Source organism: Bradyrhizobium sp. S3.7.6 (genome assembly GCF_054061875.1).
On record NZ_JBSSEQ010000004.1, the window covers coordinates 485,593 to 496,920 of the forward strand.

The 11,328-nt window shown below is 59.1% G+C and carries 9 protein-coding genes and 1 pseudogene; all 10 read left to right on the top strand.

All coding sequences use genetic code 11. The features are described 5' to 3' along the window. The first annotated feature begins 90 nt into the window (after positions 1-90). The gene (locus ACVJ5M_RS48030) at positions 91-354 is read left to right on the top strand and encodes a hypothetical protein (protein ID WP_245343917.1); all 264 of its coding nucleotides are present in this window, start codon (positions 91-93) and stop codon (positions 352-354) included. A 1,949-nt stretch (positions 355-2,303) separates the two neighbouring features. Then, positions 2,304-2,618, top strand: a complete 315-nt coding sequence (locus tag ACVJ5M_RS48035) for a hypothetical protein (protein ID WP_201266096.1) — start codon at positions 2,304-2,306, stop codon at positions 2,616-2,618. A gap of 375 nt (positions 2,619-2,993) precedes the next feature. After that, positions 2,994-3,385 (top strand): annotated as a pseudogene (locus tag ACVJ5M_RS48040) (TIR domain-containing protein). Beyond that, positions 3,382-3,900 carry a DUF4231 domain-containing protein gene (locus ACVJ5M_RS48045; RefSeq protein ID WP_354100744.1) on the top strand — a complete coding sequence of 173 codons (519 nt, stop codon included), beginning with the start codon at positions 3,382-3,384 and terminating at the stop codon, positions 3,898-3,900. The pseudogene ACVJ5M_RS48040 and the gene ACVJ5M_RS48045 overlap by 4 nt, the downstream one beginning before the upstream one ends. Before the next feature lie 886 nt (positions 3,901-4,786). Next, positions 4,787-5,218 (top strand): IS66-like element accessory protein TnpA, encoded by a 432-nt coding sequence (tnpA, locus tag ACVJ5M_RS48050; protein WP_085398190.1) that lies wholly within the window; start codon positions 4,787-4,789, stop codon positions 5,216-5,218. Beyond that, complete coding sequence (gene tnpB / locus ACVJ5M_RS48055; protein WP_063980520.1) at positions 5,215-5,571, top strand: IS66 family insertion sequence element accessory protein TnpB; 357 nt, start codon at positions 5,215-5,217, stop codon at positions 5,569-5,571. Before tnpA ends, tnpB begins: the two co-directional genes overlap by 4 nt. Before the next feature lie 122 nt (positions 5,572-5,693). Then, a complete protein-coding gene (gene tnpC / locus ACVJ5M_RS48060; protein WP_456679822.1) occupies positions 5,694-7,172 on the top strand; it encodes an IS66 family transposase in 1,479 nt (492 codons plus the stop codon). Between the two features lie 861 nt (positions 7,173-8,033). Next, complete coding sequence (locus ACVJ5M_RS48065) at positions 8,034-8,414, top strand: acyltransferase family protein (protein WP_354100671.1); 381 nt, start codon at positions 8,034-8,036, stop codon at positions 8,412-8,414. A gap of 494 nt (positions 8,415-8,908) precedes the next feature. Further along, complete coding sequence (locus tag ACVJ5M_RS48070) at positions 8,909-9,496, top strand: LabA-like NYN domain-containing protein (RefSeq protein WP_354100672.1); 588 nt, start codon at positions 8,909-8,911, stop codon at positions 9,494-9,496. Between the two features lie 765 nt (positions 9,497-10,261). Next, complete coding sequence (locus ACVJ5M_RS48075; protein ID WP_085399353.1) at positions 10,262-10,894, top strand: DUF4339 domain-containing protein; 633 nt, start codon at positions 10,262-10,264, stop codon at positions 10,892-10,894. Positions 10,895-11,328: the final 434 nt, after the last annotated feature.

The following is an 11,328-nucleotide window of genomic DNA, read 5'->3' on the forward strand; positions in this document are numbered from 1 at the left end:
CACTGCGCCAACCTGACGATTATGGGTCAACATGTCGATGACGAGAGCGCCCGGTCAGCGCTCCCGCCTTCACCGGAAGGGAGTAGAGCCATGACCATCAAGCGTCGTAACCGAACCAAACATGCTAAGACATTTGAAGAGCGACTGGCCGAAGAGGCTGCGCGCTTCAAGGAGGCCGCAGCACAGTTGCCGCCCGGCCCCCAGCGGGAGCTCTACCTCAGACGAGCCCGCCAGGCCGATACTGCCGCGAACATCAATGAATGGTTGACCTCTCCCGGTCTGCAGCCGCCAACCGCGCTGGAGAATATGCAGGTAGGAGGACCGGCAAAGCGAGATCGAGTCGCCTCGGATTAGAAACCAGGGCGCTAGTTGCCGCATTGAACGAAATGGCAGAGTCGTTTGGCAATTCGTTTTCGGTCGTTCAAGTGACGGCGGACGACACAACAACGCAAATTTGGATCGCACTCGCTAAACCGAGTCAGGCGCTGACATTGGTTCTCGCTGCCCGCTACCGCTTTCCCAGGAGCCTTTCATTTACTCACACGGGACGTGATTTCGATTATCCCTTTTGAGTAGGGCGCGCTAAGCGTGTCGAAGAGCTTAACCTTCAGCCTGGTGATGGGAGGTATTGCAGGAGGAGTATCGCAGATGCCCGAGTCACATCGGCGGTGGAGTGAAGAAGATATCTCCGAGCTCAAGAGCCTGGCGGGGAAGATGCCAGTTGGCCAGATTGCCGCTAAACTGGGCCGGAGCGAAGGTGCTGTCATGGTGGAAGCTTCGAAGTTGAAGCTCTCGCTTCGCGTTCATCGAACGCAACACCCGCAAACCGCCTCGGCTTAGCTTTTCAGCTCAGCCGCCGGTTAATGCGCGTTGCAGCGGGGACGCCCCACCCTCGCGGGTGAGGCGCTACGGCGGCGCGGTCAACGGCCCTACTGGCGCGCGCCAAGCAGAATCACCTCATCATCCGAAGTTCGCTTCGCCCACGCAGCGCGTGCGTGTTCTCGCCGGAGCGAACCGTCCCGATCGTGGCTCGCGGCCCACGTGTTTAGGCTGTCTGTGGATGCCCCCTTGAGAAGGACGTGAAGACCGCCCTTGTGAACAACGGGGTCGCAGCCCTTAGCTCTTAGCCCGGAATAAAGGTCTTCGCAAAGAAAGGTCTGGATGGGTCGATTTTGATGGTGGCGCCGCCGCTAAGATTAGTCATTGGTATTATTTCCCTACCCCCGTCCCGCGAGCATTCAGAGGACATGATTTCGTGGCATCATGATTCCATGAAGAAAACAACCAATGATCGCACGCTTCCACAGAAGCGGCCTGCTGTGACCGGGGCCCCGGTTATGGTCCGTATCCAGCCCGACATGGCCAAGGAATTAGTCGACTGGCGCCGTAGCCAAGGGCAGAGGCCATCCCGCCGGCTGGGTGGAGATCGGACTGAAGGCCAAGAAATAGATGCCAGCGCGTGCCAGTCATCTGCCGACCAGCTCGGAGCGAGATGCATTGCAAAAACTACGCGCGGGTCGCGAGCTGACACTGAGAGCCCTTGAGCCCACCGGTCAGCGCACCATCGCAAACATGCTGTCGAAGAGCTGGATTGAACGTGGGAGCACGGCAGGAGCTAACCGGATCACGCCAGCAGGCCTCGCTGCCCTGCGCGTCAAGATACCCTAGCGCCGAGAGCTGATTCGCATTTCGCCGTCAAAGGCAGAGGAACCATCCTGCGGGCCAGAGATTTCTCTCTTGCTTCAGGTTTCCCCGGCCTGAGGCGCCTCAACAGCGGCCTCCGCGTTGCCCCCGCGGGGGCCGTTCTGCATGCGAGGCACCATGGACGAGAGCTTGAGGGTGATGCTTGCGATCGGCGCGACAGTGGCCGTCGCCGCTGGGGCGTTCTTTGCCACCCGTTTTATCGTGGGATTTTACGGCTAGACGTTGGTCCTCTTCGATAGCTGCTTGCGCAGCGCGTTTAGCTTGGACGTGTCTTCCTCCGCCGCCATCTACCGCCCCCGCTCGCTTTACCGAAAACGCCCCGTGGGGAAAGCTGGGTAGTTCCTTCCGCTCTACCCGGCACGCCTTGCGCATCTCAGCGATGGCTTGGAACGACGTGAAGTCCTTCCCGGCATACGCTCTGCGGCACCGCCGCCCGCGCTCAGCCTCGCGCCTAAGGCTATTCGCCGTCATGCCGCCGTCTGGGAATGCAAGTTTTGCGATCACCGACAGGCGCCGTGGGCGTGTCGTCATTCCAGTCGATCGAATCGGTCATGGACCGAATTTGGCGCGGCAAAGATGGCGAGTGGATGGAGATACGAATGAACGAAAACGAAAAATCGCCTCGCAAGCCGCGCGCGCCAATCCACGATCTGCCCCTCTACCCCAGCGAAGCGCAGATAGCGCGGGCTGTGCTCGGTGATCGCGCCAAAGACTGGAAGCGCATCGCTAAAGTCCTGGAGACCAAGGAGGGCTTGCCCAAGATCAGCGAGTTAATGGGTGGCAGATTCTGGCCAGCGGTGGTCGCGTTCTTTTACGGTTGGCAGCATATTTCGTTGGGTGGCAGCATTCCTGAAAATACGCCACCGTCGCGGTTTCGCATCGTCCCACCACCAAGGAGCAAGTGGGAGGACTAGAGGGCGCGCCACTCCTTGCGTGAGGCCGACGTCGGTGGCGCCCGCTAATTCTTCTCGATGGGAAGAATTTGGTTTGCTAGCCGGTTTGCCACCAGCCCTCTGCACTTCGACTTGCTCACGGATTTCTGGCGGTGTTGACGGGGCGGCGAGTGCGTAGAGAGCGGTAGCGCTTGAAATCTAAAATCATTTTAGATTTGTTGCCGTAGACCTCAGCGCGAGCGAACCTGGACGCGCTCGACTACCCCGCCAGATCGATCCCCTTTCCGCCCATCCTCCGCTGCGTCGGAGCAAGGCGGCGCCCTAATTGATCGTAGGACTATTTAGCGCGCGCCAAGGTTGCGGTACCGTCGCCACCACGCGAATCAGGGGTGCAGTATGAAACGGGTATTCATAAGCTTTCGCCACGAAGATAAGTCACAGGTCAATGGGCTGCGTCTGCTGGCCGCGAACGACAAGTTCGATATCGAATTTTACGATGAGTCGGTGCAGACCGCGATCGACAGCCAGAACGCTACATCAAATCGAAAATTCGCGAAAAAATCGCGCGGACGTCCGTTACCGTCTGTATGGTGAGCGCGCTCACGTACTCAAGTGCATGGGTCGACTGGGAGTTGGAGACGAGCTTCGCCAAGGGCAACAAGTTAATCTTCATGGGACTCAAGAACGGCCCGGAGACCATTCGGCTGCCGGCTTTGGCAAAGCAGCTGGGCCTTCCGTGGTATCTGTGGGATCATGATCATCTGGCGAGACTGATCGAGGCAAAATGATAGCGTCCACCGACGACGAGCCGAATTCCGGTTATCTGCGACTCGAGCAGCAAATCGAGTGGTATGACTCGAAGTCTGGGACTGCGCAGCGCTGGTTTAAGCGAGTAAAGCTGTGTGAATTTGTCCTGAGCGGCCTGGTTCCTATCACAGCCTTGCTGGCCAATGGCTGGGTGACCGCAACGATAGGAGCCGGTGCAGTGCTGCTCGAAGGCCTACAGCAACTGAACCAATGGCAGCACAACTGGATCACGTATCGCTCAACATGCGAGGCACTTCGCCACGAAAAATATTCTTTCATTGCGAGGTCCGGATCTTACGACGGAATGAACGACATCGAAGCTCACAAAGCTCTTGTTGAACGGGTTGAGTCTTTGGTCTCAACAGAGCACGCGAAATGGATAACTCGGCAGGAGTACGACCCTACCTCAGCAACAGACGGGGTAATTCTCAAAACCGATGCAAAGCTACCGAGTAGAACGAGGAAACAACATGGAGTTACGGCTTACCGACCTTAAGTGTCTTACTGCCGGTGAACATCCCTTCCGAGACGGAACTATTACGCTCCGTTCTCAACATATCGAAATGTTAAAGGAAGACCCAAACACCATCTTCAACGTAATCCGATCGCAGCCTATCGCAGGCAAGATTCGCTATGTGATCGGTACGGCAAAAGCATAATTGCGGTTCGCGGTGCTTGCGCCCTACTGTCGCGCTCGCATCGTGCAACTCGCGGTTGGCAGCGATGTCTGCAGCCGCGCCAGGCCACCCGCGTTACCAATCGCCGCCCGCCGCCTGCCACGCGGACCAATCTATCGGCCCCGGCTCAATCCTCTTGCCGGGTTGATCTTCAGGCCACACGTACGCGACGCGCTGCGTCACGCCGCTTGCTGCGACCGTTGTCAATATCGCGTGGCCGCCTACAACGTGGCGTCCATCGAAGCGTTTACGACGCTGGATTTCCATGCAGCAGCAGATAAGATTCGGGATCTATGTTCTCCACGTCGGTAATCAGGTCAAAGCCCGCCTTTTGAAACTCCTGGCGCGATGGCGGCGGCCTGATTCATGTCGCTTTGGAATTGGTCCAGCTTAGCGTCGAGCTGGACGACGAGATTTGATGATCCGGATGGCGATCTGGCTTATCCGGCCACTTGAAACCTAGCGTCCGCGTTTACCCTACCGCTCAAGCTTAATTTCAGCCTTCGATTGCGCTCGTCGGTTGCCCGATTACGCTGTCGTCACCGGACGAGTTGCCCTGTCCGGATTCAGCATGGCGACGCCGGCGTGCCATTATACTCGGCGCGTCGGCTTCGTTCTTTCGTAAGCGTCGTTCCGCTCCCACCTTTTCGGGGCAGATGGGATAGGCGAGTTTCACGATCTCTTTGAAGGGATCGGTTTGTGTCTATGTTTGACCATACGCTTAAGTCGGATGTAACGGCGCGCCGGCTGGAAGTGATCACGGAGACGGGACGACGTCGTTGGTTCTCCAAGGACGACAAGGCCCGGATTGTCGAGGAGACGCTGGTACCAGGCGCGGTCGTTTCCGAGATTGCCCGGCGACACGGGCTGACCCCACCACAAGTGTTCACTTGGCGCCGGCAAGCGCGCCGGCAGCCGGCGCCGATGGCTAACGATCCGCAGTTTGTACCTGCGGTGGTAGACGCCATGGCGCCGGTCGCGGTTGCGGGCCGTGAGCGCAAGACAGCGCGACGGAAGGCCAAGCCGGATGTTGGGGGCATCGAGATCGAAGCCGAAGGCGTCACTATCCGGGTCGGCCAAGGCGCGGACGTGGCGATGATTGCGGCCATCGTCCATGCGTTGAAGGCAAGCCGGTGATCGGCCCGTCCGGCACTGTCCGGGTGATGGTGGCAACCAAGCCAGTCGACTTCCGCAAGGGAATGGAAGGGCTTGCTATGTTGGTACGCGAGCACATGAAGGCCGATCCGTTCTCGGGTGCTGTTTATGTCTTCCGTGCCAAGCGCGCGGACCGGATCAAGCTGATCTTCTGGGATGGTACGGGTTTGTGCCTGTTCGCCAAGCGGCTCGAGGAAGGCGTCTTCCGCTGGCCGAAGATCGAGGATGGCGTGATGCGTTTGTCAGCGGCAGAATTGTCGGCGCTGCTCGAAGGGCTCGATTGGCGGCGTGTCCACGCGGCACGGGAGACGGTCGTCCCGACGCAAGCCGGATAATTGTGGGCCGCGCTGCGGCGAAGTGAATCAGAGGCATCGAGTACGTCGTCAGGCGGGCGCGAATATGCTCTGATTTGCCCGTGAGCGATAACCTTCCTGATGATCCCGAGACGCTGAAGGCGATGCTGCTTGCCGAGCGGCACGAGAGCGAGCGGCTGCGCCAGATCATCAAGGAATTGCAGCGTCATCGCTTTGGCCGGAGGGCGGAGCCGCTTCCTGAGGAACAGATGCTGCTGGGCCTCGAGGACGTCGAGCAGGTCGCGGCCTCTGCCGAGGCCGGTCAGGACGAGACCGCCCCGGAAGGTCGGGCGGAACGGGCGCGCAAGCGCCGCGTCAACCGCGGGGCACTGCCGGCGCATCTGCCGCGGATCGAGGTCGTCGTCGACATCGACGACAAGACCTGCCCCTGCTGCCAGGGCGAACTGCATCGGATCGGTGAAGACAAGAGCGAGCGGCTGGACATGGTGCCGGCGCAGTTCCGCGTTGTCGTTACCCGGCGTCCCAAATACGCCTGTCGTGCCTGCGAGGATGGTGTCGTGCAGGCCGAGGCTCCGGCCCGGCTGATCGAGGGCGGCCTGCCGACCGAGGCCACGGTCGCCCAGGTTCTGGTGTCCAAATATGCCGATCATCTGCCGCTCTACCGGCAGGCCCAGATCTATGCCCGCCAGGGCATCGCTCTCGATCGATCGACGCTGGCGGACTGGGTTGGGCATGCCGCCTTCCACCTGCGCTCGCTGCATGAGCGCCTTCTCACGATGCTTCGAGCGAGGTCCAAGCTGTTCGCCGACGAGACGACGGTGCCGGTGCTCGATCCCGGTCGAGGGCGCACCAAGACCGGCCAGCTCTGGGCCTATGCCGCCGACGACAGGCCCTGGGGCGGCCTCGATCCGCCCGGCATCGCCTATGTCTATGCACCCGACCGCAAGGCCGAGCGGTTGTTCAGCCATCTTGCCGGCTACAAGGGCGTCCTGCAGGTCGATGGCTACACCGCCTATCCAAAGTTTGCCGAGCGCGGCGAGGTCGAGCTCGCCTTCTGCTGGGTGCACATGCGGCGCAACTTCTACGAACTCGCGACGGCGGGCCCCGCGCCGATCGCAAGCGAGGCGCTGAAGCACATTGCCGCATTCTACGCGATCGAGAAGGAGATCCGCGGCCGCAGCCCGGAGGAGCGCCGTCTCGTGCGTCAGCAGAAAAGCCGACCGCTGGCCGATGCATTCGAGGCTTGGCTACGCGCCAAGCTGGCTCTCATCAGCCAGAAGATCAAGCTCGCCGCCGCCATCCGCTACGCTCTCTCGCGCTGGCAGGGGCTGACGCGCTTCATCGATGACGGTCGCATCGAGCTCGACAACAATACGGCCGAACGATCGATCCGCGGCATCAAGCTCAGTCGCAAGAACGCGCTGTTTGCCGGATCCGACGGTGGTGCCGAACAGTGGGCGGTCGTCGCGTCCCTGGTCGAGACCTGCAAGCTCAACGACGTCGATCCGCTTGCCTATCTCACCGACGTCCTGACCAGGATCGTCAGTGGTCATCCGAACCGCGACATCGACCAGCTATTGCCTTGGGCCTACCGCACTCAGTTCCTCAAAGCTGTGGCCTGATAACGACGCTTACGTTCTTTCCAACGGAGACCTAAGTGTGGCCCTACGGAATCGCGGCGCTGTGCGTCGTACTCTTGATCGTCGGAGCGGTCACCCTCATTTTTCTCAGCTTCGATTTTCCGGACGAGCCTAAGGCCTAAGTTTAGCAGTGAGACGCGCCTACGACCCGTGTCGCAAAGACTATAAAGCCGTTTCCGCACGTCGCTTTCCGGCAAACCCGACAATGCCGCTCCAAGGCCCGGTGACAGCCGGAAGCGTATCGGTTTGATCGGACCAACGCTCGTGGCTACAACAGCCTATAAACGGACGGCATGGTCCAACCCGCCGGCAACGCGCTTTGGATTGTGTAGCCCTGTTCGGTGTTGTCGATGGCCCCGACCGCTGCATAAAACGTCGAAGCGGACACAGCCGTAGCGAAGTCAAAGCCGTCCGAGCCCGCAGCCACGTTAGCAGCCGTCCGCGCCGTTCCGCTCGATCAATAGAAGTTGACACCATCGACAGTGAACCATGCGAGCTTGCTGCTAGCATCGATGCGGAGGCAAGGCAGTCCGCCCCACAGCAGCGCACTAGGCGGCGTCATACATCTTGGCCCCGCAATACGGCTCGCCAAGATGCGGAGCCACACAGCAAGGCGCAACCATCGTCCTGCTATGGACTGCTCGCTACCTGACCCTGCGGCCCATCGAAGGAACGCCGGCCGAAGCGGGGGACAAAGAGTGTAAAAAGCAAGTCGAACAGCTTTCCGGCACGCGGGTTCGAGTCGTCGACTGGTCAGGACCTCGGCCCGAAAACAGCGCCGGTGACTATTATGGCCCGAACCACTACCGGCCGCATCGAACGCGATATCGCGGACGCCATTCAGTGACCGCTCGCGTCGCATCCCTGGATCTTCTTCGCGGTGCAGCCGCTTTTACCGTCGTCATCCCCCATTACGCCATGACGATGCCGGGGGAGCAAGCGCTGGCGGAAATCATTTCGATCCTCGGCCTTGAGATCTTTTTCGTGCTGTCGGGCTATGTCTGGCGCCAAAGATCATCATGGTGGCAGTCGAACTACGCAAGATGCTCAATCTCGGCATCTTCCTCGCACGCCGCTGGATGCGAACAATCCTCACCCTATCTGGTCGCCCTGCTCATCGCAGCCGCGTACGCTTTTTCTGGACACCTAGCGTTAGCGTCTCGCCCATTCCTAGCCGCCGTTGAGCCAGTTCGGAACTACGGTGGGCCCTCGCCGCCTCTCTAATCGTGTTCCCCTCGGCCCCGCTAACAAGGGTCGAAATCCCTCTTGACGATCATGTCGATTACCGCGCAGCGACCGAGGAGAGTCAGATCTCTCTAGAGTGCGATACGGGGCAGTCAACAACAGCTGGAACATGGCCCTAGCGGCAAGGTATTGCGCCGTGGGGCGGCTGCGTTCCCTTCCACCCATCAGAAGATTTCCGCATCTATCTGAGACACACCACCGCCATGCGCGGCCCCGTTTTCTGATGGAGAGTTCGTATAGAGCAAAATGGCCAGACGTCATGGCACGACCAACCTCAAACAGGAAAGTGACAATGACAATTTTGACAGACAACAACGGTCTGGGTTCCAGGCAGAATTCAAACCACTCAAGTTGCACTATCTGGCGCTCATCGTCTCCCGTGACTATGTGCAAAAAGCGCGCCCGCCGATTCGTCCTTAGCGAGCAAATCCTTCTACTTTCAATTCATCACCTTAACTTCTGCGAACAGCACAATGGCGTCCCCTGAAAACAAGATCGCGCTCTTCATCGATGGGGCCAATCTCTACGCGACGGCGAAAACTCTGGGCTTCGACATCGACTACAAGCGCCTGCTGAAGGAGTTTCAGAGCCGCGGGACGCTGTTGCGGGCGTTCTACTACACCGCGATCATCGAGGATCAGGAGTACTCCTCGATCCGCCCGCTGATCGACTGGCTGAACTACAACGGCTACACGGTCGTCACCAAGGCGACCAAGGAGTTCATCGACGCCTCCGGCCGCCGCAAGGTCAAGGGCAACATGGACATCGAGCTCGCCGTGGACGCCATGGAGCTCGCCGAGCACATCGACCAGATGGTGCTATTCTCGGGTGACGGCGATTTCCGCCCCCTGGTCGAAGCCGTCCAGCGCCGCGGCGTCCGGGTCACCGTGATCTCCACCATCGCGAGCCAGCCGCCGATGATCGCCGACGAGCTGCGCCGCCAGGCCGACGTCTTCACCGACCTCGTCGAGCTGCAATCCAAGCTCGGACGCGACCCGTCCGAACGCCCCGCCCCGCGTGACCGCGGCGAGGGACGCGGTCATCCGCCAAAGTTCGCATGAACCGAAGCGGAACGACCCTCACGATTGAACCCTGTTTCTACAGCCTTGTGGGCTCGTTGGCCCAAGGTCTTGCTGCATTGCGCCCAAAGACACGCCGCACCATTGGCTTGTTTGGGTCGACGCCACCCGAGGCAGGTATAGCGTGCGGCTAGCCCTAGCGTTTGAGAAAAGCACGGAGGTAATGATACCAAGCGACCGCATTCCGCTTAGCGACGCATAACCCACGCTAGTGGGTACAGGTGCCTCGCCCAAGAGATCGTAACGCTACAGGTCGCAATGGAAAAAGAAGCTGTTCTTGCGCATCATTTGTCATGGTGCACCCGATCTATTCACATGCTCGATAGAAACCATGAAATTACCTCTGATACCTGAGCGCGGACATAGTTGAGGTTACCTTCTCCCTCAAGCTCTCGAGGTACGTGGCAGGTGCTAATTTGACCGACCTCGCGACAATTGAATTATCCGCATTCCGCGGCGAACAACAGGCGGCGTTCTAAGCTCTCCTGACTGCAGATGGGAGTGAGTGCAAACCTGGATCCGTTACGTTAACATCGATGGTTCGGAGAGGCATTTCTTGGCGCGCTGGTCGTCTGACGAATTGGCCAGAATTGAAATGGCTAGCGCCAGCCTCCAGGAATGCTGACCTGGGAAACAACCGACGGCTCGTACTCCAGCGGGTGGGAGCGGCGTCATGCTTTCGAGACTAGACGCTCATAGTTGCGTAATCCAATATGGTTTCTTTGATGTCGTTTCCGTGGGGGAGCCATGTCGATCGCGGAATGGTTCGTTTGGCAAGACGGAAATCAATTCGGACCAATAACAATTGAAGAGTTGAGGTCGATGCGCGCCACGGGAAAACTTCGGCCGACCGGATACGTGTGGAAACAAGGACTCGGGACGTGGAAACGTCTCTCCGATCTTTTTCCCACCGCAGCGGCGCAGCCTCTAGAGGCACTCCCCCCTGCTCCTCAAGCGGCTTCGACTACATACTGTGATCAAAACCTCACCATCAGTAATGGCGAAGCTCAGCTGGACGGCCAGGAATTTCTGCTAAGCATGATACGCGACATTTCGGTAAAGACGGAGACGCCCGTGGGTGGGCTGACGTGCTTAGCGTTCGGCGCAGTGCTCCTAATACCTGCATTGATGCACATTCAGGAGCCACGAGATGGGCCGTTCTATATTGCTATATTCACAGTCGTCGGAATGATCTTTGCTCTGTACAATATCATCGATGTTTCATCAAATTCATACTTGGAGGTCGCACTGCGGAACGGCGCAAGTGTTGTTTTTCATGCCCGCGATAAGAGCTACCTGAACAAATTGGCCGACAGGCTCCAAGTTGCTCTCGAGGCCGCACAGCAAATCTCTAGAGATAGCGAACGGCAGTCACAATGAAGCGTATAATTCAGCATCCGAGCCAGGGCGTCATCCTTTGTACTCCCCACGGCCTGCGTCGGTTCACTACCAATTCGGTCGAGAACGGCACTAGCTGGTGCCGTTTTTTACATCAATCAACGCTGTAAGGCACTACCTTCGCCCGCCAAGTAGTTCGAATCGATGCACGTACTACGGTCATGGGCCTCCGTTGCTGTGTGCGGCACTTCAACCTTGGCAGCCTCGCGATACTGAAGGCCAAACGTTGGTCTGAACCGGCTGCTGCAACGACTATGCGACGACCACTCTTGGCGGGCGGTAATTGTCACTTGGTGGCCGGCGCACCTCATTCTCCATAACCGCTGATTTCGAGTGTGGTCGACGACGCTCTTTGGGTTCACTCTCATGCATATGCCGGCAAATGCGAAGCTTTGGGCTCCGATACGTCGCTGCAC